The sequence below is a fragment of the Kurthia populi genome, assembly GCF_042686175.1.
Classification (GTDB): domain Bacteria; phylum Bacillota; class Bacilli; order Bacillales_A; family Planococcaceae; genus Kurthia; species Kurthia populi.
Map to the genome: position 1 here is coordinate 17181 of NZ_JBHUOR010000033.1, position 25700 is coordinate 42880.

The 25700-nt window shown below is 41.7% G+C and carries 28 protein-coding genes and 1 riboswitch; of the genes, 21 read left to right on the top strand and 7 right to left on the bottom strand.

Going from position 1 to position 25700, the window contains the following annotated elements; genetic code table 11:
• Window positions 1-74 precede the first annotated feature (74 nt).
• From tkt to ACFSY7_RS05995, 3 genes are all read left to right on the top strand, one after another.
• Complete coding sequence (gene tkt / locus ACFSY7_RS05985; protein WP_380147211.1) at window positions 75-2069, top strand: transketolase; 1995 nt, start codon at window positions 75-77, stop codon at window positions 2067-2069.
• 160 nt (window positions 2070-2229) lie between these two features.
• Window positions 2230-2475: a YneF family protein gene (locus ACFSY7_RS05990; RefSeq protein WP_126990697.1), complete on the top strand. Its 246-nt coding sequence runs from the start codon at window positions 2230-2232 to the stop codon at window positions 2473-2475.
• Window positions 2476-2547: 72 nt separating this feature from the next.
• A complete protein-coding gene (locus ACFSY7_RS05995) occupies window positions 2548-2808 on the top strand; it encodes a YqkE family protein (protein WP_126990696.1) in 261 nt (86 codons plus the stop codon).
• A 325-nt stretch (window positions 2809-3133) separates the two neighbouring features.
• Here ACFSY7_RS05995 and ACFSY7_RS06000 read toward each other — a convergent pair whose 3' ends face one another.
• Window positions 3134-4036, bottom strand: coding sequence for an aldo/keto reductase (locus ACFSY7_RS06000; RefSeq protein ID WP_020189557.1), 903 nt, complete (start codon window positions 4034-4036; stop codon window positions 3134-3136).
• 71 nt (window positions 4037-4107) lie between these two features.
• On the opposite strand from ACFSY7_RS06000, the gene ACFSY7_RS06005 reads away from it, so the two are divergent.
• From ACFSY7_RS06005 to ACFSY7_RS06030, 6 genes are all read left to right on the top strand, one after another.
• On the top strand, window positions 4108-4650 hold the full coding sequence (locus tag ACFSY7_RS06005) for an NUDIX domain-containing protein (RefSeq protein WP_380147213.1): 543 nt from the start codon (window positions 4108-4110) through the stop codon (window positions 4648-4650).
• 208 nt (window positions 4651-4858) lie between these two features.
• A complete protein-coding gene (gene fur / locus ACFSY7_RS06010; RefSeq protein WP_020189559.1) occupies window positions 4859-5320 on the top strand; it encodes a ferric iron uptake transcriptional regulator in 462 nt (153 codons plus the stop codon).
• Window positions 5321-5419: 99 nt separating this feature from the next.
• Window positions 5420-6322, top strand: a complete 903-nt coding sequence (gene xerD, locus ACFSY7_RS06015) for a site-specific tyrosine recombinase XerD (protein ID WP_020189560.1) — start codon at window positions 5420-5422, stop codon at window positions 6320-6322.
• A gap of 84 nt (window positions 6323-6406) precedes the next feature.
• Window positions 6407-7606, top strand: a complete 1200-nt coding sequence (deoB, locus tag ACFSY7_RS06020) for a phosphopentomutase (protein WP_020189561.1) — start codon at window positions 6407-6409, stop codon at window positions 7604-7606.
• Window positions 7607-7641: 35 nt separating this feature from the next.
• Window positions 7642-8946 carry a pyrimidine-nucleoside phosphorylase gene (locus tag ACFSY7_RS06025; protein ID WP_380147214.1) on the top strand — a complete coding sequence of 435 codons (1305 nt, stop codon included), beginning with the start codon at window positions 7642-7644 and terminating at the stop codon, window positions 8944-8946.
• Between the two features lie 113 nt (window positions 8947-9059).
• Window positions 9060-10199 (top strand): amidohydrolase, encoded by a 1140-nt coding sequence (locus ACFSY7_RS06030; protein ID WP_380147215.1) that lies wholly within the window; start codon window positions 9060-9062, stop codon window positions 10197-10199.
• A gap of 302 nt (window positions 10200-10501) precedes the next feature.
• On the opposite strand, the gene ACFSY7_RS06035 is transcribed toward ACFSY7_RS06030, so the two are convergent.
• A complete protein-coding gene (locus ACFSY7_RS06035; protein ID WP_380147216.1) occupies window positions 10502-10777 on the bottom strand; it encodes a hypothetical protein in 276 nt (91 codons plus the stop codon).
• 291 nt (window positions 10778-11068) lie between these two features.
• Here ACFSY7_RS06035 and lysA point away from each other — a divergent pair, with 291 nt between their 5' ends.
• On the top strand, window positions 11069-12376 hold the full coding sequence (lysA, locus tag ACFSY7_RS06040; protein WP_380147217.1) for a diaminopimelate decarboxylase: 1308 nt from the start codon (window positions 11069-11071) through the stop codon (window positions 12374-12376).
• 99 nt (window positions 12377-12475) lie between these two features.
• Window positions 12476-12847, top strand: a complete 372-nt coding sequence (locus ACFSY7_RS06045) for a GNAT family N-acetyltransferase (RefSeq protein WP_020189566.1) — start codon at window positions 12476-12478, stop codon at window positions 12845-12847.
• 43 nt (window positions 12848-12890) lie between these two features.
• Here ACFSY7_RS06045 and ACFSY7_RS06050 read toward each other — a convergent pair whose 3' ends face one another.
• A complete protein-coding gene (locus tag ACFSY7_RS06050) occupies window positions 12891-13382 on the bottom strand; it encodes a DUF309 domain-containing protein (RefSeq protein ID WP_126990690.1) in 492 nt (163 codons plus the stop codon).
• 57 nt (window positions 13383-13439) lie between these two features.
• On the opposite strand from ACFSY7_RS06050, the gene ACFSY7_RS06055 reads away from it, so the two are divergent.
• The 8 genes from ACFSY7_RS06055 (at window position 13440) to ACFSY7_RS06090 (ending at window position 21547) form a co-directional block, all read left to right on the top strand.
• Window positions 13440-14216 (top strand): segregation/condensation protein A, encoded by a 777-nt coding sequence (locus ACFSY7_RS06055; protein WP_380147218.1) that lies wholly within the window; start codon window positions 13440-13442, stop codon window positions 14214-14216.
• A complete protein-coding gene (gene scpB / locus ACFSY7_RS06060) occupies window positions 14188-14778 on the top strand; it encodes an SMC-Scp complex subunit ScpB (protein WP_020189569.1) in 591 nt (196 codons plus the stop codon). Before ACFSY7_RS06055 ends, scpB begins: the two co-directional genes overlap by 29 nt.
• A 77-nt stretch (window positions 14779-14855) precedes the next feature.
• On the top strand, window positions 14856-15590 hold the full coding sequence (locus ACFSY7_RS06065; protein ID WP_020189570.1) for a pseudouridine synthase: 735 nt from the start codon (window positions 14856-14858) through the stop codon (window positions 15588-15590).
• Window positions 15591-15686: 96 nt separating this feature from the next.
• Entirely contained in the window at window positions 15687-16214 is a 528-nt protein-coding gene (gene resA, locus ACFSY7_RS06070; RefSeq protein ID WP_380147219.1) for a thiol-disulfide oxidoreductase ResA, read from the top strand.
• Between the two features lie 11 nt (window positions 16215-16225).
• The gene (gene resB, locus ACFSY7_RS06075; protein WP_380147220.1) at window positions 16226-17806 is read left to right on the top strand and encodes a cytochrome c biogenesis protein ResB; all 1581 of its coding nucleotides are present in this window, start codon (window positions 16226-16228) and stop codon (window positions 17804-17806) included.
• Window positions 17796-18980 carry a c-type cytochrome biogenesis protein CcsB gene (gene ccsB / locus ACFSY7_RS06080; protein ID WP_380147221.1) on the top strand — a complete coding sequence of 395 codons (1185 nt, stop codon included), beginning with the start codon at window positions 17796-17798 and terminating at the stop codon, window positions 18978-18980. The genes resB and ccsB overlap by 11 nt, the downstream gene beginning before the upstream one ends.
• 67 nt (window positions 18981-19047) lie before the next feature.
• Window positions 19048-19767, top strand: a complete 720-nt coding sequence (locus ACFSY7_RS06085) for a response regulator transcription factor (protein WP_020189574.1) — start codon at window positions 19048-19050, stop codon at window positions 19765-19767.
• A complete protein-coding gene (locus ACFSY7_RS06090; protein WP_380147222.1) occupies window positions 19757-21547 on the top strand; it encodes an ATP-binding protein in 1791 nt (596 codons plus the stop codon). The genes ACFSY7_RS06085 and ACFSY7_RS06090 overlap by 11 nt, the downstream gene beginning before the upstream one ends.
• A 23-nt stretch (window positions 21548-21570) precedes the next feature.
• Here the strand turns inward: ACFSY7_RS06090 and ACFSY7_RS06095 are convergent, their stop codons facing one another.
• Window positions 21571-21954 carry a GNAT family N-acetyltransferase gene (locus ACFSY7_RS06095; protein ID WP_380147223.1) on the bottom strand — a complete coding sequence of 128 codons (384 nt, stop codon included), beginning with the start codon at window positions 21952-21954 and terminating at the stop codon, window positions 21571-21573.
• 164 nt (window positions 21955-22118) lie between these two features.
• Window positions 22119-22252, top strand: a riboswitch (FMN riboswitch).
• A 175-nt stretch (window positions 22253-22427) separates the two neighbouring features.
• Here ACFSY7_RS06095 and ACFSY7_RS06100 point away from each other — a divergent pair.
• Window positions 22428-23012, top strand: coding sequence for an ECF transporter S component (locus tag ACFSY7_RS06100; RefSeq protein WP_020189576.1), 585 nt, complete (start codon window positions 22428-22430; stop codon window positions 23010-23012).
• 54 nt (window positions 23013-23066) lie between these two features.
• Window positions 23067-23285 carry a hypothetical protein gene (locus ACFSY7_RS06105; protein ID WP_020189577.1) on the top strand — a complete coding sequence of 73 codons (219 nt, stop codon included), beginning with the start codon at window positions 23067-23069 and terminating at the stop codon, window positions 23283-23285.
• 146 nt (window positions 23286-23431) lie between these two features.
• Here ACFSY7_RS06105 and ACFSY7_RS06110 read toward each other — a convergent pair whose 3' ends face one another.
• From ACFSY7_RS06110 to ACFSY7_RS06120, 3 genes are all read right to left on the bottom strand, one after another.
• Window positions 23432-23986 (bottom strand): biotin transporter BioY, encoded by a 555-nt coding sequence (locus tag ACFSY7_RS06110; protein ID WP_380147224.1) that lies wholly within the window; start codon window positions 23984-23986, stop codon window positions 23432-23434.
• Between the two features lie 119 nt (window positions 23987-24105).
• Window positions 24106-24996 (bottom strand): LysR family transcriptional regulator, encoded by an 891-nt coding sequence (locus ACFSY7_RS06115; protein ID WP_126990683.1) that lies wholly within the window; start codon window positions 24994-24996, stop codon window positions 24106-24108.
• Between the two features lie 60 nt (window positions 24997-25056).
• Window positions 25057-25635, bottom strand: coding sequence for a metallophosphoesterase family protein (locus tag ACFSY7_RS06120; RefSeq protein WP_126990682.1), 579 nt, complete (start codon window positions 25633-25635; stop codon window positions 25057-25059).
• Between the last annotated feature and the right edge of the window lie 65 nt (window positions 25636-25700).

Below are 25700 nucleotides of genomic sequence, written 5' to 3' on the forward strand. Positions count from 1 at the left end.
ATTCTTTACCAATTTTGACTAGACTGTAGGTAGTACAATATTTTGCTTATTTTAGAAAGGATGTCTATATTACAATGACGCAACAAGCAGATCAGTTAGCAATTAATACGATTCGTACTTTATCAATCGATGCGATTGAAAAAGCAAACTCAGGTCACCCAGGTTTACCAATGGGTGCAGCACCAATGGCTTACACGCTTTGGACAAAACAAATGCACCATAACCCTAAAAACCCAACTTGGTTCAACCGCGACCGTTTCGTTTTATCAGCAGGTCATGGTTCAATGTTACTTTACAGCCTTCTTCACTTAGGTGGCTACGGCCTTGAAATGGAAGAAATCAAAAGCTTCCGCCAATGGGGTTCTAAAACACCAGGTCACCCAGAATACCGCCACACAGCAGGCGTAGAAGCAACAACAGGTCCATTAGGTCAAGGGATCTCAATGGCCGTTGGTATGGCAATGGCTGAGGTACATTTAGCTGCAACATACAACAAACCAAACTACAATGTTGTCGATCACTATACATTCGCACTTTGTGGCGATGGTGATTTAATGGAAGGTGTTTCTGCAGAAGCAGCGTCACTTGCTGGTCACTTAAACTTAGAAAAACTGATCGTTTTATACGATTCAAATGACATCTCTTTAGATGGTGATTTAAATAAATCATTCTCTGACAAAACAGCAGATCGTTTCAAATCTTATGGCTGGAACTACATTTCAGTAGAAGACGGTACAGATGTTGAAGCAATCAATACTGCAATCGAACAAGCAAAATCACATAAAGGCCAACCAACTTTAATTGAAATCAAAACAGTTATTGGCTTTGGTTCTCCAAACAAATCTGGTAAATCAGATTCTCATGGTGCACCACTAGGCACGGACGAAGTAAAATTAACAAAAGCAGCTTACGGCTGGGATGGCGAAGATTTCTTCGTACCAGAAGAAGTATATACAACATTCAACGAAGCAGCTGAAGTAAATGGCGCACAAGTAGAAGCAAAATGGAATGAATTACTTGCAGGTTATAAAGCGGAATTCCCAGAACTTGCGACGCAATTTGAAAATGCCATCGCTGGTAAATTACCAGAAAACTTCGATGCAGATTTCCCTGTATACGAAGCTGGTAAATCAGTAGCGACACGTTCATCTTCAGGTGAAGTAATCAATGCTATCGCAAAAGCTGTACCATCATTCTTCGGTGGTTCTGCTGACCTTGCAGGCTCAAATAAAACAACAATCAAAGGCGCTGGCGATTTCTCAGCACAAACACCAGAAGGCCGTAATATCTGGTTTGGTGTACGTGAATTCGCAATGGGTGCAGCACTTAACGGGATGGCACTTCACGGTGGCTTAAACGTATTTGGCGGTACATTCTTCGTATTCTCTGATTATGTACGTCCAGCAATTCGTTTATCAGCACTTATGGGCTTACCTGTAACATATGTATTCACACATGACTCAATCGCTGTCGGTGAAGATGGTCCAACACACGAACCAATCGAACACTTAGCAGCATTACGCGCAATGCCAAACCTTTCTGTTATCCGTCCTGCAGATGCAACGGAATCAGCAGCAGCGTGGAAACTTGCGTTAGAATCAGAAACAACCCCAACGGCATTAGTGCTTTCTCGTCAAAACTTACCAGTTCTTGATGCAGATAAAGAAACGGTTTACGAAGGCGTTGCAAAAGGTGCATACGTTGTATCGCCAGCGAAAAAAGACGTAGCAGATGCGATTCTTATCGCAACAGGTTCTGAAGTAGGTTTAGCTGTTGAGGCACAACAAGCATTAGCTGCAGAAGGAATTGACGCACAAGTTGTCTCAATGCCTGATATGGCTCGCTTTGATGCACAAGATGCAGCTTATAAAGAAGCGGTATTACCAAAAGCAGTAACAAAACGTTTAGCAATCGAAATGGCGGCATCATTCGGTTGGCATAAATATGTTGGCTTCGAAGGCGATGTACTTGCTATCGATACATTCGGTGCTTCTGCTCCTGGTGAAAAAGTGATTGAAGAGTACGGATTCACAGTTGAAAACGTTGTCTCTAAAGTAAAAGCACTTTAATAGAAAAGGAAGACGAAGATGGGCGAAAAGGCCGTCTTCGTCTTTTTTTAATTGTGAACGAAGGATGAAATTCCGCAAACGCTAGTAACGATAAAGTTTTTATTGTATAATGACTTTCGGAGAGATTTATCTCGTTTTATGCAAAAGAGGAGGAAACTACGTGAATACAGCATTAGCTATCGTTCTTATCATTGTAGCCCTTATCGTGGGTGCTGTCGGCGGTTTCTTTATGGCTCGTCAATATATGATGAAATACCTTAAAGAAAATCCACCAATCAATGAAGATATGCTTCGTATGATGATGACGCAAATGGGTCGTAAACCATCTGAAAAACAAGTACGTCAAGTAATGTCTCAAATGAATAAAGCAACTGACCAACAACTTGGTAAAAAAAATAAAAAATAATTGTTTGACTAGCTACCTGATAACTCAATATTGAGCCGTTTAGGTAGCTGTTTTTTATAGGAGGAATTTTTCATGGCAAAAAAACAACAGCGTCAAGCACAGGGTGGCGCAAAAAAACAACAAGATGATAAAGTAACATTAGCTGATCAACTTGGTGGCGATTTACTTGCGCAGTTAAAAAATGCTAAAAAAGAATTAGAGCAAAAAGAGCAAGCCGCCAAACAAGCAGCGAAAGAACAAGCGATAAAAGAGAAAAAGCAACGTGAGAAAAACATGTCCTTTTCTGAACTATTAGATGAGTACGGCTTTGGCGATACCAATTCAAAAAAATAAAGTATTAAAACTCATTTTGGATTCTTAAAAGCCTTTTAAGAAAGAATAGCTCAATGATGGCGTTATCAGTAGGCGTGCCGTTCGGGGTATGCGCATGATAACGCCTTTTCTTTGCTCTTTTTTGATGCTATGTATTAAACCGTACTAAGCATATATATTCATTCCACTCTTTTATAAGGTTCGATTATCGGTTTTGCCCATTAAAAAAAACACCTTCAAAGATGTATATCCTTGAAAGTGTTTTTTACTTTTTATATTGTGTCAGCTCTTTAGCGCAGTCCAAAAAAGTAATACCTTTTTTGTGACGAACCGCTATCCTTTCATATTAGTCGCGATGTGTCGTATACAGTTCTTTTTTTGTTAAACCTGCTAGTGCGGCATAATCAAAATCAGCTGGCAGACGGTGATACGCATCGATATTTTGTGTTAGTTGTGCCACGTTAGAGGCGCCAACAATCGTGCTTGCAACAGCCGGGTGCGCTAAATTGTAGCCAATTGCTGCTGATAGGACGTCAGGATACGCATCAGCGATATGGCCAAGTGTATCCGTTAATTGCTGCTGTGAATACGATAAATAGCCATCATGCTTTTGCAAGCGCTTCGCCCACTCATTCGTTAATAAGCCTTTTGCGACCGTACCACGTGACACGACAGAAGCACCTTGCTTTGTAATGAAATCAAACCATTCCTCTGGGCGACGGTCGAGGGCGCTATACTGCATCATAACCCCATCCGCCGCACTCATTGGTAAAAACGTTTTTAACACATTTGGACGAATCGATGAAATGCCGTAAGCGCGAATCAGCCCTTCTTTTTTTAGCGTCTCAAATGCATCTGTTACTTCTTCAAAGGAATCATCGAGTGTACCGCCATGAAGCTGGTAAAAGTCTAGATAATCGGTTTGTAGACGTGTCAAACTATCCTTTAAGCCACTAATAATATGCTCCTTCGACGCATCCCAGTGCCAGCCATCTCCATCTGCATTCCACACATTGCCAACTTTTGAGGCAATATAAATATCCGCGCGTTTTGTTTTTAACGCGTCCCCGACGATGCGTTCATTTTCCCCCTTATTATAGAGGTCGGCTGTGTCGAAATAATTGATGCCGCTATCGACCGCCACATCAATTATTTTTTGAGCCTCCGCTCGTTCTAATGGCAGCGACATACACCCAAAACCTAACTCTGAAATATGTAGCTCACTTTGTCCTAATTTTCGTGTGCGCATACTAAACGCCTCCTTTTAAAACATGGTACAATGAATAGCAGTAAAAGGAAAATGATAGGAGAAAAAAGAGCATGAAATTTGAAGAAAAAACGATTGCAACAGAACCGATTTTTAGTGGCCGCGTTATTCAAGTACAAGTAGATACTGTAACATTACCAGACGGGGAACAAGCGAAGCGCGAAATCGTCAAACATCCTGGTGCGGTTGGGATTATCCCGATTACAGCGGATGGCAAATTAATTGTTGTCGAACAATACCGTAAAGCATTAAATCGCTCAATCGTCGAAATTCCAGCAGGTAAAATCGAGCCGGGTGAGGATTTAACGGTTTGTGCGCTACGCGAGCTTGAGGAAGAAACAGGCTACGGCACGCAAAACGTAACGTATTTACAAGAGGTTGTGACATCACCAGGCTTTTGTGACGAGGTCGTGCACATTTTTGTCGCACGCGATATTTTCAAACTCGACAACCCTGCGGCATTAGATGACGATGAATTTGTTGAAATGTCAGCGATTACATTAGAAGAAGCACAAAACCTCATGGCACAAGGTGCGATTTGTGATGCGAAAACGATTATTGCGGTCATGTGGCTATACAATCAACAAAGGAAATAGAATGATTCTTATGTAGAAACTCCCGATTTAAGTGAAAATAGTTGATTTTTTATGATATTTCGCTAATATAGTCCATGTAGCAGTTACTAATTGAAAATCATTTTATAATTATTCTAATTTAGTAATCATTCTAATTTAAATAACTTATATCATATTGAAAATATAATTTAGAGTTTGGTATAATAGGAACAGTTTAGGGGGGCGTCATATGGAAAGCCGTATTGATCGTATTAAAAAACAACTACATGGTGCGAGCTATAAACTGACGCCGCAACGTGAAGCAACGGTACGCGTGCTTTTAGAAAACGAAGAAGACCACCTCAGCGCTGAGGATGTTTATTTACTCGTAAAAGAAAAAGCACCGGAAATTGGGCTAGCGACAGTATATCGTACATTAGAGCTTTTAACAGAGCTAAAAATTGTCGATAAAATTAACTTCGGTGACGGAGTTTCTCGTTATGATCTTCGTCAAGAAGGCGCAGCTCACTTCCATCACCACCTTGTTTGTATCGAATGTGGCGCCGTTGATGAAATTCAAGAAGACTTGCTTGACGATGTTGAAGCAGTCGTTGAAAAACGCTGGAATTTCACAGTTAAGGACCACCGCTTAACATTTCATGGTATTTGCTGGCGTTGTAATGAACGTCATGCAAACGAAGATGAACAATAAAACTTCCTATTGAATAAGCTAGTAGATAGGACAGCATGATACGTTTATAGCTTAGAGGAAGGATAGCAGATGCTGTCCTTTTTTTATTGGAGGGATTAGATGGAACAACAAACAGATGCCGTAGCGGATTATTTGCACTTTTTACGTGTGGAGCGACAGCTTGCGGCCAATACGCTCACGTCATATGAGCGTGATCTAATGAGCTATGTTACGCATCTTTTTGAAGTGCAAAACATAAAGCATTTCGATGATATTGAACGGGTACATATTTTACTTCATTTACAACAGTTGCGTGAAGCAGGGAATACCGCGCGTACTGTTTCGCGTCATATTTCTGCCATTCGGTCATTTCATCAGTTTTTATTACGTGAAAAACGCTGCGCCAATGACCCAACCGTTCATATTGAGCTCCCGAAGCTTGAGCAGAAGCTGCCTGAAGTGCTCACGATTGAACAAGTAGATGCCCTTATTAATGCGACTGCAAATGCGAAGCCACCTGCAAATATACGCGACCGTGCAATGCTAGAGCTGTTGTATGCGACAGGAATGAGGATTTCAGAGTGTATTGATTTAAACTGTGAGGACCTGCATTTGACGATGGGCTTTGTGCGCGTTTTCGGTAAAGGTGGAAAGGAGCGCATTGTGCCACTAGGTCGATCAGCCATTGCGGCTTGCGAGACGTACTTAAACCAGGGGCGCTTTGTGCTTGAAAAGCCAGAGAATCGCACGGAGGCGTTATTTTTAAACCAACGAGGGAAAAGGTTAACGAGACAGGGTGTTTGGAAGCTATTGAAGGGATACGCATCAAAAGTGGGGATTGAGAAGATGACACCGCATATTTTCCGCCATTCCTTTGCGACCCATTTGATTGAAAATGGCGCAGATTTACGTGCTGTTCAGGAGTTGTTAGGTCACGCGGATATTTCAACGACGCAGATTTATACACATATTAGTAAAACACGTCTACGAGAGGTTTATAAGACGTTCCATCCACGTGCGTAATTTTTTTTAGAATGTCAGAGGTCTGACGTTTATTTTTCATGAAAATTTGTTAGAATGTAAGTAATTGATAGGAGGGTTTTTCTAATGAAACCATTTAAACGTATTCACTTAATCGTTATGGACTCTGTCGGAATCGGCGAAGCTCCAGACGCAGCAAACTTTAATGATGTAGGTGCTGATACACTAGGGCACATCGCGGAAGAAATGAAAGGGCTTCATATGCCAAATATGGAACGTTTAGGTTATACGAATATTCGTAGCTTAGTGGGCCGCGAAGATTTACAAGGGATGACAAGCGTTGACAAACCAGAGGCTTATTTTGGCTATATGCAAGAAGCATCTGTAGGAAAAGATACGATGACAGGTCACTGGGAAATCATGGGCCTAAACATCGACAAACCATTTAAAGTATACCCAGAAGGCTTCCCGAAAGAATTATTAGATGAATTGGAAGCGCGTACAGGACGAAAAATCTTATGTAACTTACCGTACTCAGGTACAGCGGTTATCGAGGATTACGGGAAGGAGCATATGGAAACAGGTGCCTTAATCGTTTATACATCTGCTGACCCTGTTATGCAAATTGCCGCACATGAAGATATTGTGCCGTTAGATGAATTATATAAAATTTGTGAAATCGCACGTGAGCTCACACAAAAACCAGAATTTTTAGTAGGTCGTGTCATTGCACGCCCATTCGTTGGTGAGCCAGGAAGCTTTACACGTACGTCTAATCGTCATGATTATGCATTAAAACCATTTGGTCGTACCGTAATGAATGAGCTGAAAGATGCCAATTTAGACGTTATCGCACTTGGTAAAATTTCAGATATTTACAATGGCGAAGGTGTCACAGAAGCCATTCGTACAAAAGACAACACGGACGGTATGGATAAATTAGTGGATGTCGTAAAACGTGACTTCCATGGCTTATCATTCCTAAACTTAGTCGATTTTGATGCGAACTTCGGTCACCGCCGCGATCCACTTGGTTACGGAGAGGCATTACAAGAGTTTGACCGCCGCTTACCAGAAGTGTTAGAGGCAATGGGTGAGGATGATTTATTATTAATCACAGCAGACCACGGCAATGACCCAACCTTCCCAGGGACAGATCATACACGTGAATATGTGCCATTAATCGCGTATTCAAAACGCTTCGTTAATGGCGGAAAAGCATTACCTAAAATGAATACTTTCGCGTCACTTGGCGCAACGGTAGCGGATAACTTCGACGTCTCGCTACCACAGTACGGTGACAGTTTCTTAAATGACTTAAACTAACTTGATTTTAACTTGATGAAATGAGGGATTATACGATGCGCATGGTAGATATTATTGAAAAGAAACGCGACGGACATGAATTAACAACAGAAGAAATTCGCTTCTTTATTGAAGGTTATACAAATGGTACAATTCCAGATTATCAAGCGAGTAGCTTAGCAATGGCCATTTACTTCCAAGATATGTCGGACCGCGAACGTGCTGATTTAACAATGGCAATGGTTGAATCAGGTGACCAAATTGATTTGTCTGCCATCGATGGCGTAAAAGTTGATAAGCACTCGACAGGTGGTGTGGGTGATACAACAACGCTTGTACTTGGCCCATTAGTAGCGGCTACGGGTGTTCCGGTAGCGAAGATGAGTGGTCGTGGTCTAGGTCATACAGGTGGTACAATCGATAAGTTAGAAGCAATTGAAGGCTTCCATGTGGAATTGACGACAGAGCAGTTTGTGAAACAAGTAAATGACATTAAAGTAGCTGTTATCGGACAATCAGGGAATTTAACACCGGCTGATAAAAAACTGTATGCATTACGTGACGTAACAGGCACTGTTTCAAGCATTCCGTTAATTGCGAGCTCAATTATGAGTAAAAAAATCGCTGCTGGGTCTGACGCGATCGTGTTAGACGTTAAAACAGGTGACGGTGCGTTTATGAAAACGAAGGAAGACTCGATTAAATTAGCGAAAGCGATGGTGAAAATCGGGAATGCAGTCGGTCGTAAAACAATGGCCATCATTTCAGATATGGACCAGCCACTTGGCGCAGCAATCGGTAATGCGCTTGAAGTAAAAGAGGCGATTGAAACATTACAAGGCAATGGCCCAGAGGACTTAACAGAGCTATGCTTAACACTTGGCTCTCAAATGGTTGTTGTAGCAGGGCATGCCGCAACGCTGGAAGAAGCACGTGAACAGCTAAAAGAAGTGATTGCAAACGGTAAGGCGCTAGACGTGTTTAAGAAATTTGTTGAGGCACAAGGCGGCAATCCTGCAGTAGCAGATGATCCATCACTATTACCTCAGGCGAAATACAAAGTAGAAGTTCCAGCAAAACAAGCAGGCTTTATCGGTCATATTGTGGCGGATGAAATCGGGACAGCGGCGATGCTACTTGGTGCAGGACGTGCAACAAAAGAATCTGAAATCGATTTAGCTGTTGGGTTAATGCTACACAAAAAAGTGGGTGACGCCGTAGAAGAGGGCGACTCACTTGTAACAATCTACGCGAACCGCGAAGATGTGCAAGAAGTTATCGAAAAAATCTATGCGAATATTTCAATTGTCGATACTAAACCAGCCATTCCAGCATTAATTGAAGAAGTGATTACCGAGTAATCGGCAAAAAAGCGCTAGGACATGTTCCTGGCGCTTTTTTTGATTATTTGAATATTGACAAGCATGTCGTTCGAGCATACGATGAAACACAAGAAGATAGAAAGAAGGAACAAATGATGGATTTACAACAAAAATTAGTGGCATATCGTCGAGAGCTACATGAGCATCCAGAGTTGTCATTTCATGAGTACGAAACGACAAAGCGTTTAACAAATTGGCTAACAGAAGCGGGCATTGACATTATTGATTTTGGTTTAGAAACGGGCGTCGTTGCAGAAATTAAAGGGGCACAAGCGGGGCCGTTAATCGCCTTACGTGCTGACATTGATGCATTACCGATTACGGAGCAATCTGGCGTAACATTCACATCAAAAAATGATGGCATCATGCATGCATGTGGGCATGATTTTCACGCGACATCGATTCTTGGGGCTGCACTCTTATTAAAAGAGCGTGTAGCTGAGTTAAAAGGTACGGTGCGCATTATTTTCCAACCAGCAGAAGAAGTAGCGCAGGGCGCAGATTATGTAGTGAAAAAAGGTGTACTACAAAATGTTGCCGCGATTTTTGGTATGCATAATAAACCGGAATTACCAGTAGGTACGATTGGTGTAAAATCAGGTTCATTAATGGCGAGTGTGGACCGTTTTGAATTAGATGTAGTAGGCATTGGTGGTCATGCGGGTATTCCAAATGACACCATTGACCCCATCGTCATTGCTTCGCAAATTGTTGCTGGCTTCCAATCAATTGTGAGCCGTAACCTAAGTCCATTTAGTAATACCGTTGTATCGGTCACAAAATTCCAAGCCGGTAATACGTGGAATGTCATTCCGGAAAAAGCCGAATTAGAAGGAACGGTACGCTCATTCCAAGAAGTAGACCGTGAAACAACGGGTAAACGTATGCGCGCGCTTGCAGAAGGCATTGCCGCAAGTTACGGTGCGAAAGCGAATTTCCGGTGGTTTCCGTACTTACCAGTTGTAGATAATGCCGTGCGCTTTGAAACAGTTGCACGTGAGGCGGCAGAAGCGATTGGCTATGCAGCAGTAGAAGCCATTCCAAATCCTGCGGGCGAAGATTTTGCCTTTTATCAGCAAACGATTCCAGGCTTTTTCGTCTGGATGGGCGTCGATGGACCACATGGCTGGCATCATCCCGCATTCCGTTTGACAGAAGATGCTTTAAGCGTTGCGGCTAATTATTTCGCAGAGCTTGCAGTACGTGTATTAGCGCAGTGGCAAGAAGCATAATCTTTTCAGCATGTTCACGAGTGAACATGCTTTTTTGTTGTGAAAAATTAAAACTCGTCAAAAGCCGAGAAAGCGTCTTTTCGATACGACATATTTTTGAATATGTGTCAACGCTAAGCTGATAGACCTGCATATTGCGCAACCATTTGCTTGAATAGCGAGTAGACGCAAATAAATACGATAAAGCTGGCGATAGTTAATATAATTTAGCACGCAGTATTGACAAAAACGGCTCAAAAACATCCGCTAGAGGTCGATTTTCACCCCGTTTCACGTTGTTTGGGGCTTTTTTTGAACAAAGATCACGCTACTGTACTTATAAAATGGCGCATTTTAGCGCGTGTAAAATAAATGACAGAGAGCAAGCTAGTTGCACGAGTTCGTCGCTTAAAACAACCCGGTAGAGCATCGGAAACGACCTTTTTTAACCCATTTTGCATGAAAACAGGCTTTTTTATAAGCGCAAAAATAATAATGATATGCGCAAAAATAGTGAATAAAAATTTTGCTTGACTGCTTTCTGCAAGATAATTAATAGCGCAAGCTTTTTTATTATGCATATCGGCATTGTTTGGCACTTATTTTTAACTATGTCGTAGCCAAAAGACGCTTTCTGAGCTTATCAAGTATTTCTGATAAAGGATTTTCAAAGAAGCATATGTGTAAGGAAAGGGTGAATTTTTTTCACTTGCTAGCAAAGGACGTTTTAAAAATACGCACTAATAGAAGAAACGACCAATTTTCTTTCATTTATACAGTGTTCTACATAAAAATTCGAAAAAATTAGAATTACGCCTTTTTTTATGTTAAAGTTCTGAGTATAATAATTTTTACGAATATTTCAACAATGTGGTTAGGGGAGAATGAATATGCATTTATATGGAACACAAACCGTAACATCAGAAGGTCATTTAGCGATTGGTGGCGTCGATACGGTTGAATTAGCAAAAGAATACGGCACACCAGCATTCATTTACGATATTGCGCTTTTCCGCGAGCGTGCACGAGGTTTTGTGGAGACATTTAAAAAAGAAAACGTCAAAGCGCAAGTTGCCTATGCATCAAAAGCTTTTTCAGCTGTAGCTATTTACCAAGTAGCACAACAGGAAGGCTTATCTGTCGATGTCGTATCAGGCGGTGAATTATTCACAGCGCTAAAAGCAGGCTTCCCAACAGAAAAGATTCATTTCCATGGCAATAATAAAAGTGTTGAAGAATTAACGTATGCGCTTGATTCAAAAATCGGCTGTATCGTGATTGATAACTTTTATGAAATTGAGCTATTAAAACAATTAACACGCGAGCGCCAACAAAAAATGGCAGTTTTAATTCGTGTGACACCAGGTGTCGAGGCACATACACACGATTTCATCACAACAGGACAAGCCGATTCGAAATTTGGCTTTGATTTATCAAATGGTCAAGCAGATGAAGCATTCAAAGCATTATACGAAGATGAGTATTTACAATTAAAAGGCATGCACTGTCATATCGGCTCACAAATTTTTGAAACAGAAGCATTTAGCTTAGCAGCGAAAAAGGTTGTGGATAAAATGGCTGAATGGAAGCAACAATACGCGTTTGAAGCAACGGTATTAAATTTAGGAGGCGGCTTTGGTATCCGTTATACAGCAGAAGATGCACCGCTTGAACCAGCCGTTTACGTGGATGATATGATTAAAGCCGTGAAAAAAGAAGCGGAGGCCTTTGGTATTGAGCTACCAGAAATTTGGATTGAGCCCGGCCGTTCACTAGTCGGTGATGCGGGGACAACACTTTACACAGTAGGCTCTCATAAAACGGTGCCAGATGTACGTGAATACATCGCGGTTGATGGTGGTATGAGTGATAATATTCGTCCAGCACTTTATGAGGCAAAATATGAGGGTGCGATTGCGAATAATATGAATGCCGCATTAACGACAAATTACACAGTAGCAGGTAAATTATGTGAATCGGGCGATAAAATTATTGAAGATATTAAGCTACCAGAAGTACAAACAGGTGATATTTTGGCGACTTTCTGTACAGGAGCTTATGGCTATTCAATGGCTTCAAACTACAATCGCGTAGGACGTCCGGCAGTTGTGTTCGTCGAAAATGGCAACCATCAGCTTGCAGTGAAACGTGAAAGCTATGAGGATATGGCTCAATTAGATATTGAATTAAAATGGTAGTGGTTTCCTAATTTTTGGAAAAAATGTTGCGTCGTTCGATTTTTTCGTGTAGGATAGTCAAAGTGAAGTTTGAGGCGAAAAAAGAAGAGGGATAAAAACATGTTATATCGTTATAAAAAAGCATTCGAAAAAATAGCGATGGGGCTACTTTCTTTCATGCCAGAAGAGAAAAATCTCAAGGTATTGCAGCAAACGATTCGTATATATGAAAACGAAGATGACTGGCAGCTTTACTTATGGAAATGCGAGGAAGATTATATCGGCTTAGTAGGCGTTGAGAAACAACCAGAGCACTGGGTTGTGCGCCACATTACAGTTGATCCGTCTCACCGCGGGGAAGGGATTGGGCGCCAAATGCTTGAAGCCGTAGCGGCAGAGGAAGCATGTGGCGAGTTAGTTCCTTGTCAAATTGTTCAGCGTTATTATGATAATGTTGCGACAAAAATTGCAAAAGAGAATGCCCATCTTTAACAACATAGAAAAAGAGGTCTCCGACTAGTGGAGGCCTCTTTTTTTAGTGCGGGTGCTTCGCAGCTAAACGCTCAGCGCGCTGTAAAATCACGTCGTCACGATTGCGGAGCTTATGCTTATCACGAATGAAGTCTTCCGATAAGTCAGGAAGTGGCGCTGCGGCAACTTGTGCTTGTAATTTCGCATCTACAATAGAAATTGCAAAGGGCTTAAATGGCGCCTGCTGCTGTACTTGCTGTTCGATATGTGTCAGCTGCGCTAACAGCGTCGCCATATCAATGCCAGTGTAATAGCTGCTTGTCGGATGTAGGCGAAGATGACGTGATGCTTTAGCAAGAATCGTCTGTGCACCGCGGTAATTGCCCCGTCGCCAGTGATACATGCCAGTGGCCAGTTGGATAAAGCCGACAAGCTCATGATCGCGCACACCTGGCGCCACCTCTTTCCAGTGCTCTTCTAACACTTCATGACATTCAAAATAATCACGATTACGATTGAAATAACTTAAAAATAACACGAAAGAACGTTTGTACATTTTGCTTCCTTTCCTCTATACTTTAGATTGAATCTATTTTTTGTCAGGATGATGTGTATGTCTTACGAGGTAAAACTGGACGCTTTTGAAGGTCCTTTGGATTTATTATTACATTTAATTCACCGCTTGGAAATTGATATATATGATATACCAATGAAACAGATTACTGCTCAGTATATGGAGCATTTACGAGCGATGCAAGTACTAGAGCTAAATGAGGCGAGCGAATACTTAGTGATGGCCGCAACATTGCTTGAAATCAAAAGTAAAATGCTGCTACCGATTCATGAAGGAGAGCTTGATGATATTGAGTTAGATGTCGATGAAGTCGATCCACGTGATGAATTAGTTGCCCGCTTAGTCGAATACCGTAAATTTAAAGAGGCGGCGTTCCAGTTAAAAGAACGCGAGCAAGAGCGCGTGCAAATGTATACGCGTCCGCCAACTGATTTGTCGCAATATATGGAGGAAGAACAGTTACAGCTTGAGCTATCGGTCAATGTCTATGATATGGTAGTAGCCTTCCAAAAAATGCTGAAGCGAAAAAAAATGCGTGCACCACTCGCAACGCGTGTCGCAAAACAAGGGTTAACCGTAAAACAACAAATGCGTACCGTTATCGATGCATTGCGTACGATGCAGGGGCGCGCAGAATTTCATGAGCTTTTTCCATCAGATGACCGCGAAACGCTTGTTGTGACGTTTTTATCGCTATTAGAATTAATGAAGCGTCAAATCGTTTCGGTAGAGCAACAACAAAACTTTGAGCAATTATTTATTCAATTACGAGAGGAAGACATCGACGATGAACAATTTGACAACATTGATGAGTAAAATAGAAAGCTTATTGTTCGTTATTGGTGAGGACGGGCTGACATTACATCAGCTTGCCCAGTTAACAGATAGTGAGCCGACGGAACTACAAGAGGCATTAAGTGAATTAAAAGCACGCTATGATCACGACGAAGCGCGTGGCATTATGTTAAAAGAACTTGCAGGTACGTATCAGCTCATTTCAAAACCGGCGAACGCAGAGGTAATTGAGAAGCTTGTGGAAAACCCACCGGCACAGAGTCTATCCCAGGCGGCACTTGAGGTATTAGCAATTGTGGCGTATAAGCAGCCGATTACACGTGTAGAGATTGAAGATTTACGCGGCGTAAAATGTGAGCGTCCACTGCATACATTGAATCAAAAGCTATTAATTCAAGAAGTGGGCCGCGTAGAAGGGACAGGTCGTGCCATTTTATACGGCACAACGACTGAGTTTTTAAACTATTTTGGCTTAAATCGCATCGAAGATTTACCACCGCTTGAAGTGGAAGAATTTGATATAGAAGAAGAGCAAGACTTATTTATGTCAAAATTCCAAGAAGCTTTTGCGCAAACAAAATAGCTTTTTTATGAAAAGTCTTGTAAAGTAGTACAAGCAATACAATACCGTCGGGAGACGATTGAGAGGATTTTTTAATAATGGAACGTTTACAAAAAGTAATTGCGCATGCAGGTATCGCATCGCGCCGTAAAGCAGAACAATTAATTTTAGATGGTCAAGTGAAGGTCAACGGTAAAGTTGTCCGCGAGCTAGGCACGAAAGTAACACCAACTGACCGAGTTGAAGTTGATAATGTGAAAATTGAACAAGAAGACAAAGTATACTTCTTATTATATAAACCACGTAATACAATCTCAGCTGTAACAGATGACCGTGGTCGTGATACAGTTGTTGATTTATTCAAACAAGTGAATGAACGTATTTTCCCAGTAGGACGTCTTGATTTCGATACGACTGGCGCGCTTATTTTAACAAATGATGGCGAATTCGCTAATGTGTTAACGCATCCAAAATACAATGTGGAAAAAACATATATCGCGACAATCAATGGTTTAATTAAACGTGAAGAGATTCGTAAATTAGAGCGTGGTGTGATGCTAGAAGACGGAAAGACAGCACCAGCTAAAGTACGCGTGATTTCATCAGATGCGAAAAAAGGAAAATCAATCGTATCATTAACAATTCATGAAGGCCGTAACCGTCAAGTACGTCGTATGTTCGAGGCAGTCGGCTACCGCGTGAGCAAGTTAAAACGTGAACAATTTGGCTTCCTAACAACATATGGCTTAAACGCTGGTGACTGGCGTGAATTAACACCGCATGAAGTAAAACAACTTCGTGCACTTGCGCAAACAGGTAAAATCGGTAAATAATAAAATGAGCGGATAAAGTCGAAATGTCGATTTTATCCGCTTTTCTTCATTTTTTGTACATAATTGAACGTTATGATACTCAGGGAGGGATAGAGGATGAAGAAAAAGCGTGCATGGATACGTGGCAGCATCATTGCGATTTTAGTGGTGGCCATTATTTATACGGTCTATAGTGCGGCAACAAAAGAGGAGCGTGCAGTACTACAAGTCGGCGATACGGCGCCGAATTTTACACTACAAGATGTTGATGGAAAGCAGCATACATTGACGGATTATAAAGGCCAAGGTATTGTACTTAATTTCTGGGGTACGTGGTGTGAGCCCTGTAAAAAGGAAATGCCGGCATTTGATAAACATTACCAAACGTTTAAAGATAAAGGCGTCAAGCTACTGGCTATTAATGTTGCGGAGTCAGACTATGCAGTGAAAACATTTATGAAGCAATACGGGATGACGTTTCCGGTAGCGATTGATACGTCCAAAAGTGTGTTGCGGGCGTATAATATCGACCCGCTTCCAACGACGATGCTTATTAATGAACATGGGAAAATCGTTAAAATTATTACCGGTGAAATGACCGATGAAGAGATTAAAAATAATATGAAGATGATTCAGCCGAACTAGAGGTGGAAGACATGAAGTGTGATTGTGGGCATACGAATCCGCACGGCGCACAGCTTTGTGAGCGTTGCGGCAAGCCCTTAACGACAGAGCTTGATATGCGCTATGACGGCGCAGTAATTCGTTCGAAAACGAAAAAGAAAACGCTCATCGATAAAATATGGGCGCTCTTTTCCAATGTGAAATTTGGGGTGCTGTTAATTGTGTTGACATTGATTGCGGCGTCACTCGGTACCATTTTGCCGCAAGTATTGTTTGTCGATACTTCAACGTTTGCATCTCCAAAAGAAGCCTATACCCAAACATATGGTGTCTTTGGGACGATTTATTATACGATTGGCTTTGCGGACTTATACAATTCCTGGTGGTTCCAAACGCTCGTGTTAGCGCTTGCGGCATCGATTGTCATTGCGAGTATTGACCGTGGGGTGCCATTATTTAAAGCATTGTTTAATCAGCGTGTTACAAAGCACGATAACTTTTTAAAACGCCAGCGCTTTACGCTAAAGGTACCACGTGAACAACTAACGCTAGAAGAAGCGGCCCGCGTATTAACAACGAAGCGCTACCGCGTTCGATTAGAGGATAACGCGCTATTAGCCGAAAAAGGCCGTTTTGTACGTTTTGGCCCGTATATTAATCATGTCGGGCTACTGATTTTTTTAAGCGGTGTTATGCTTCGCCTCGTACCAGGCTTTTATGTCGACGAGGAGCTATGGGTACGCGAAGGAGATACAACGGCGATACCAGGTGCCGCGGGGTATTTCGTGGAAAATAAAGCGTTTATATTAGAAACGTATGACGGTGAACGTGTTGAAAATGCCGTGAATTCCGTTGCGAAAAAATACGAAACGAAGGCGGTCATTTATAAATGGGATACGCTTGCTGGTGATACTGCAAATCTTCAGGAGTTAAAGCAGGCATCCATTCAGGTCAATCATCCAGCGAAGTTTGATGGCTATGCGCTGTATCAAATGGATTATCGCCTCGATGAATTAAAAACGATGACCTTTCAATTAACGGAAAAAAAATCAGGTAAATCTCTTGGTGACGTAACGATTGATTTAGCCAATCCGCAGCAGCGCTATGCATTAAAAAATGGCGCACGTGTCGAACTTGCGGGCTATTACCCCGACTTTGATGGCTTTGATGCAGATGGTGCCCCACAAACCAAATCGCCAAACCCCAATAACCCGGCCTTTTTATTTAACATGTATACAGCCGAGACAAAGCAAGGTGAAACGAGCTTTGTGCAAATTCAAAAGACGAGCGAGCCTTTAGGGGAAACGGCGTATAAAATGGTCTTTAAATCAGCAGATACGCGGGATATTACAGGTCTTAAAGTACGTAAGGATGTAACCATACCCGTTTTAATTGTTGGGGGGATCATCTTTATGCTGGGCGTTATCATTGGCTCTTATATGAGTCATCGTCGCGTTTGGATAAAGCAGACACCAGAAGCCTATTTACTCGCAGCTCATGCGAATAAAGCAGGTTATGCATTTAAAAAAGAGCTTGCCGATATAACTGAAAAATTAGCGCTGCCTTCATTTGATGACAAGCGCGAAAAGGAAGGCGATAACGATGCTTCTTAGTATTAGTAGTACATTATTATTCACAGCGTTTATTTGTTATTTAGTCGCAACATTGTTGTTTGGCGGTGCTGTTCATGGGAAGAAAGAGCAGGAGAAGCGTTCTCATTTGCGCTTTTCAAAAGCCGCCATTGTTGTAAGTATCATTGGCTTTACCGCAAATGTTGGCTATTTTGTGACGCGCTGGCTTTATACAGGGCATGCCCCTGTTAGTAATATGTTTGAATTTACGACGGCTTTTGGCATGTGTGTCGTCGGGGCCTTTTTAATTTTATATGCGTTGTACCGCGTGCCATCGCTTGGATTAATTGCCTTACCGGTTGCGATTATTATTATCGCCTATGCGAGTATGTTTCCGCGCGAGGTAGCACCGCTTATTCCGGCACTGAAAAGCTACTGGCTAACGATTCATGTGTTAACGACCGTGATTGGTGAAGCCATATTAGCGATTAGCGCCTTTAGTGGTCTGATTTATTTACTAAAGGTGATGGATGTATCCAAACGTTCGATGGAGCGCTTTTGGCTAGAATTTATCTTGTATACGCTCGTTGTTGTCATCGGTTTTGTGGCGATTACAAGCTATTTCAATGCGATAGGATACGAGGCAAGCTATACATATGTTGATAAGGAGGGCGAAAGTGCTGCGATTACGTATCACACGCCAGCGCTTATTGGCATGCATCAATACGACGCACAAACAACAGACGCATTCGAGCCACTTGTTGAAGTACCAGCATGGATTAATGCGAAAAAATTAACGACGGTCATTTGGTCATTGCTTGCTGGGACCGTTCTATATGGTGCGCTACGCATACTTTTACGCAGACGACTCGCTGCGGTATTGCAGCCGTTCGTTCAAAAAACGACATTACCCCTACTTGATGAAATAAGTTATCGCTCAGTGTTAATCGGTTTTCCGGTCTTTACACTCGGCGCATTAATTTTTGCGATGATTTGGGCACAGGAAGCCTGGAGTCGTATGTGGGGATGGGACCCGAAAGAAGTATGGGCACTCATTACGTGGCTCTATTATGCCGCCTTTTTACATGTACGCCTATCGCGTGGTTGGGAAGGGAAACGCTCAGCTTGGCTAGCGGTTTTAGGCTTTGCGATTATTATGTTTAACTTAATTGCGGTTAACTTAATTATTGCAGGGCTGCATTCCTATGCCGAGTAGATGATTTTCTTTTCATTTTGAAAGGGTAATTGTACAATAGAAGTAACGCAATCTAGGAGGGATCAGCTTGGAAGAGCAAATTAGAATTTTAGTCGTGGACGATGAGGATAGAATCCGTCGTTTATTGAAAATGTATTTAGAACGAGAAGGATATGAGGTGGACGAAGGTGAAAACGGTGTGCAAGCTGTTGAAATGGCTTCAGCCCGTGATTATCATGCCATCGTGTTAGATATTATGATGCCAGAAATGAATGGCTTAGAGGCGTGTGCCGCAATCCGCGAAACACAAACAACGCCAATCGTTTTACTGACAGCTAAAGGGGAAGAAGCAAACCGTGTCGAAGGCTTTGAAACAGGCGCTGACGATTACATTGTGAAACCATTTAGCCCACGTGAAGTCGTGTTACGTATTAAAGCGATTTTACGCCGTTCTGCTACAACATCGCCAATTTCAACAACGGCTTCATCAAAAGATTTAGTCGTTTTTAAACATTTAACTATCGACCATGATGCGCACCGCGTGACAGCAGATGGTACCGAAGTAAACTTAACACCGAAAGAGTATGAGCTACTATACTTCTTAGCGAAAGCGCCGGACAAGGTATTTGATCGTGAGCAACTGTTAAAAGAAGTATGGCATTATGATTTCTTCGGCGATCTTCGTACAGTAGATACGCATGTGAAACGTTTACGTGAGAAATTAAATCGCGTATCTGAAAGTGCAGCGAAGATGATTGTTACAGTATGGGGCGTTGGCTACAAATTTGAGGTTGTAGATGAAGATTAACGTTTGGAATAGTATTGTCGGGAAGCTATGGGGAACCATATTGCTTCTCGTTTCATTTGTACTGTTTGTTTTTACAGTACTGATGCTTGAATTTCTAAACAACTACCATACACAGCAAGCTGAAAAAAACTTAAAGCAAGAGGCGGCCGTCGTCGCGCGTATTATGGACGACCACCACTATTCCGTAAAAGAAACAAAAAGTATTTTATCGGATATTATTAGTGACGAAACGAATGCACTCGTTGCTGAAAAACAAGGTGATGTCGTCATTTCACTACAGTCTGGTGAAAATCGACAAGCCATTCGAGATGAAATTACACAGTCGGAGAAGTTAAATAAGGCATTTACATCAAAGACACCGGTTATTAAAGAAATGATGCTGCCATCGTCGACTGAAAAAAATAAAAAAGAATCGTATATTGTGATGGCGTATCCAATTGAAACGACATCGGCTGAGCATGGCGTCATTTATATTTATCAAAGTCCAGATGCCATTCACCGTACGACCGAGCAGACGACAAAAATTGTTTTCTTAGCAGCAGCGATTGCGCTCGTTTTGACGACGCTATTTACGTTCTTCCTATCATCGCGTATTACACGTCCGCTACGAAAAATGCGTGAAGCGGCGTTTGATTTAGCGAAGGGGAAATTTGATACGAAGGTGCCCGTTTTTCAAAACGATGAGATTGGGCAGCTTGGCACAGCCTTTAACCAAATGGGTCGTCAGCTAAAACATCATGTTGAAGTCATTAATCAGGAGAAAGAACAACTCTCAAGTATTTTGACGTCAATGACCGATGCGGTAATTACGTTTAATAAGGACCGTACTGTGTTATTAAGCAATCCACCAGCGGAGCTATTGCTACAAGATTGGTTCCTAAATAAAGGCAGCGATAGTGAAAAGCCACTACCAATTGAAATCTATCATATGCTTGACCATGTGCTTGAGCTTGAGGAGCAGTTAGAAGAGGAGCTTGAAATTGATAGCGTGTATTACATCATTTCAATTAGTCCTCTTTATAGTGCGAGCAATAAGGTACGCGGCGCGGTAGCGGTCATTCGTGATCAAACGGAAGAGCATCGCCTTGAAAAACTGCGTTCCGATTTTATTGCCAATGTATCGCATGAGCTACGAACACCGATTTCGATGTTACAAGGCTATGCAGAGGCAATCGTTGATGACATCGTGCAAGATGAGCAAGAGCAAAAGGAAATCATCCGTATTATTTACGATGAATCACAGCGCATGGGCCGTCTTGTAAATGATTTACTGGACTTAGCACGTATGGAATCAGGGAATATTACATTATATGAAGATGTTTTCCCAATCAATCCAACCTTTGAGCGTATTACGCAAAAATTTGTGCAGCGTGGTCGTGAAAAAAATATTGATGTATCGTTTGAATCTACGTTTACGAATGAGGCGACGCTACTTGTCGACCAAGACCGCATTGAGCAGGTGCTGACGAATTTAATCGATAATGCTATTCGCCACACGCCAAATGGTGGGCATGTGAAGGTGCTTGTTGACCAGCAAGTGAACTTTGCGCGTATTCGCGTGCAAGATGACGGGGCAGGAATTCCAAAAGAGGACTTGCCGTATGTCTTTGAGCGCTTTTATAAGGCGGATAAAGCACGTACACGCGGCAAGGCGGGCACAGGACTTGGGCTTGCCATTGCACGTAATATTGTCGAAGCACATAAAGGTCGTATTTTAGTTGAAAGTACGGTCGATGTAGGCACGACATTTATATTCTATTTACCATTAGAGCAAATATAAAAACACGAGTAGCGACAAAATCGCTACCCGTGTTTTTTTATAATTTTTTTTAAATGCTCAGAGCCAGTCTGTGGGAAATGTCGCCGTACATACACTTCCTTAAAGCTGAATTTCGTATAATAATGCGGTCCTTGAAAGTCGAATGTCGATAGCGCCATAAACTGACAGCTCTTTTGACGTGCCAGCGCTTCCGCTTCTACTAAAAGCGTTTCACCATATCCTTTTTTGCGGTAATATTCATCAACGATTAAATAAACAATTAGCATCCACTGACCGAAAATCTCGCCCGCAAGCCCGGCAATGAGCTGTTCGTTGTCGCAAATTGTAATTGTAAAGTCACGCTGTGCGCTTCGGTCAATAAAGTGATCATTATGCGCACGTAATTTTTGGTGAATAGCCTCACGCATGGCACTATTTTCTCCGATTGAAATAAACGGGTTTATTCAATTACCTCGCGCAAGGTATACCCGAAAGTTTAAGTCTTAAAAAAAATTATCTCGAATTTAAAGTAGTTGCACTTTACAAATTCCAAGTTGTTATGTATGATAAAAGTGTAAAAAATAATAATATGATTCATCTTCGGGGCAGGGTGTAATTCCCGACCGGCGGTAAATAAACAGTATTGTTTAAAGCCCGCGAGCCGTAAAACGCTGATTCAGTGAGACTCTGGAGCCGACAGTATAGTCTGGATGGGAGAAGGTGAAGGTACAGCACTTAAACGAGCAATTTTGCTTATTAAGTCGCTTATTTGACGATGCCTTATTCTCCCTTATGTTGCGACTGCACATAAGGGTTTTCTTTTATAAATGGCAACTACAAGTAAGTAAGCTGCATCTTTCCTTTTTGTGAAGTGAATCGCACAAAAGGAGTGCTTTGACAAATGAAAAACACGAAATTACAAAAAATGACAGCTGTTGGGATGCTGTCAGCAATCGCAGCATTACTCATGCTGTTCCAATTCCCACTACCACCGTTTCCAGCCTTTTTGCAAATTGATTTTAGTGACGTGCCAGCATTGCTTGCAACCGTTACATTAGGACCCGTAGCCGGTATTGGCGTTGCGTTCTTTAAAAATGTCATCAATTGGTTTATGCAAGGAAGCCCAACAGGTGTACCAGTTGGACATATCGCAAACTTTGTAACAACGTTATTATTCATCATGCCAGTGTACTTCATCCAACGTCGTATGAAATCGAGAAAGGGTTTAACATTCGGTTTAGTGACAGGAACAGTAACAATGGCAGTAGGCATGAGCTTACTAAATTACTTCGTATTTATGCCGATGTACAACTATTTCCTAAACATGCCTGTTGATACAGGTGCTGTTTTAGTGAAATCAATCGCAATTGGGATTTTACCATTTAATATTTTAAAAGGTGTTATCCTAACAGTTGTTGTCATGGTGTTATTTAAAGTGTTACACACATGGATTGAAAAACAACAACGCTTGCACTTAAGTAAATAATCAAAAAGAGAGTCGTTACTACGGCTCTCTTTTTTACATAATGGGGGAATTCGCTTGGTAACCGGTATACGCTATAGTTTACTAGTGGGACTTATTCTTTTTATTGTTGTTGATGTGTTTTTAGAAAAACCGCTTATTACTCAATCGATTGAATGGATCGTCTTTGTTGTGCTGCTCTTTTTAGCGGTAGAGGCATGGATAAAGCATTATCGTTTCATTACCATTGCCTTCATGGTGTTAGCGCTAGCGCTTTTCTTTTTAAAATTAGTGTAACGAAAAACGAGGCTGGGACAAAACACAACATTTTCCTTTTTTAGTGTTCGCAACGAAAAACCGGAACCGCGCTACCGCGCAATTCCGGTTTTTCTTATGCTCATATGAACGGTTGTTTGTATACATATGTCCCAGCCTCTTTTGTATTAAACCGTTTTCGTTTCAAGCAAACGGATTTTTACTAAGCGTTCACGTACAATCGCGCCCACCCAGCCGGCAATAACGGCTTTTAGTAAGCCTACAATGATAAATGGTACCGTGCCTGACAGTACGGCTTTCATCCATGTTAAATCTGCCAGTACTTTTAGCCAAGCTGTCCCAAAGGCGAGTGTAATAACCATACCTAAAATATTAGCGATAATGGCCTGTGCTTTTGAATAACCAAACTTTTTAAAGTAAAGTCCCATCGCCAGTGCTTGCACGATAAAGCCGGCAATATAGCCACCTGTTGGCCCTAAAATAATGCCAATGCCTCCAGTCATACCGCTAAAGACCGGCAAGCCGATAGCACCAAGTAATATGTAAAGTAGTACGGATAATGTGCCATAGCGTAGGCCTAGAATTGTGACCGCTAATCCGACGGCTAATGTTTGGCCGGTAATCGGAATTAATGGTAACGGAATCGTCAGCTGTGCGAAAATCGCAATAATGGCGGCAAATAGTGCGGAAACAATCCACATTTTTAATTTATGATGTTGCATAAACGACACCCCTTCGTTTGGAATGACTTTATCATAGCGAAAGAGAACATTTTCGTCAACCTTTTTTTATTATAGGTTTACTAAAAAGAGTTCAACTACATCGTAGTTGAACTCTTTTTTTAAGATGGCTGCTGTTTATCGAAATAATCAAAAATAAATTGTTGGAACGCTTTTGCCGCAGGAGACAAATAACGCCCCTCAGACCAAGCCATACCGATAATTCGCTCAGCATTCATGCCTGTAATATGAAGCTTTGAAATGCCTTTTTGGTTAATTTCAAGGCCATCCGGTAAAATCGAAACGCCAAGACCTGCAATAACAAAGCCAGCCACCGTCGACACTTCATCGCCTTCAAATGTAATATGCGGCTGAAACTTCGCTTGCTCGAATAAATGATCTGCTTGTAGGCGTAAGGCATAGCCAGGTTTCATTAAAATAAAGGATTCATTCGCAAGCTCGTGAATTGTAATGCTTGAACGCTTGGATAATGGATGGTCGCTTGGGACGATGGCGAATAATTCATCGCGCCATAATTCGGTCCAGTGAATTGGTTTTGGCACGTCCATTTTCGCCATTAAGCATAAATCTAAATCGCCTGATAATAAATGCTTCAATTGTAAATGTGTATAGTTTTGCTTCAATGAAAAATGAATATCTGGATGCTTCGTTCTGAAAAGACGAATTAAATCCGGCACAATATTTGTCCCGAGTGTGTGTAAGAAGCCAAGAGAAATTTCGCCATGATTTGGATCGACTAGTTGCTGTAGTTCCTTTAAGCCTAATTGATATTCATTTAAAATACGTTCTACACGATGCTCAAATAGCTCCCCGTAGCGATTTAAATGAATCGAGCGTCCTTGTCGTTCAAATAGTGGGACGCCAAGCTCATCCTCCAATCTCGCAATCGAGCGACTAAGCGCAGGTTGTGAGATTGATAACTTCTCAGCCGCTTTTGTCATATGCTGAATTTTTGCGAGCATTTGAAAATACTCAAGTTGTTGCCATTCCACCAAATTACCCCCATGTGAAGCATGTCATTACCTTCATAATATGGAAACTGTGCAGATAAATCAAGCTTTCATAAATGTAATAGTACGTGCGCTCGAATCATAAAGCACCCATTCGCGGTTATCGACAACAGAACCAACATTAATACCGTATTTCTTCTTTTCTAGTAGAATCGGCTCGCCAAATGTAAAAGATTGTGGCTTCTTTTTACGATATAGTACAGAGTCGTGACTATGGCCAAAAAAGACGAGCGTATCGTCTGGTAAATGCGTTGTGAGCGGCTGCCAATCTGCTGACCATTCGAATTGATGCCCATGAATGAGACGAGCGCCATCGATAGGCATGACAAGCGGTAAATGATTATATAAAGAAAGTCCGGTCGCGCGCATAATACGTTCTTCCTGATTGCCACGAATTGAGGGAAATGTCAGCATTGATTCAAACTGTGTCGAATTCTCCTGTGCGTCAGTTAGTGGCAGTGGTGCTGTTAATGTCGCTACTTTTTTCTTGCCGATTTTGCATTCGTATAAATCGCCCATACCAATAATGGTCGGTGTATCAGGAATCGTTTGAATTTGGTGGAAAACAGCTTGTAAATCGTCGATACTCGAATGAATATCACCAATTAGGGCATATTTCATGTAAAAAGACCTCGCTTTTAAAAAATAGTAATTAAATTGTATCATAACAGCTACTTTAAAGAGCT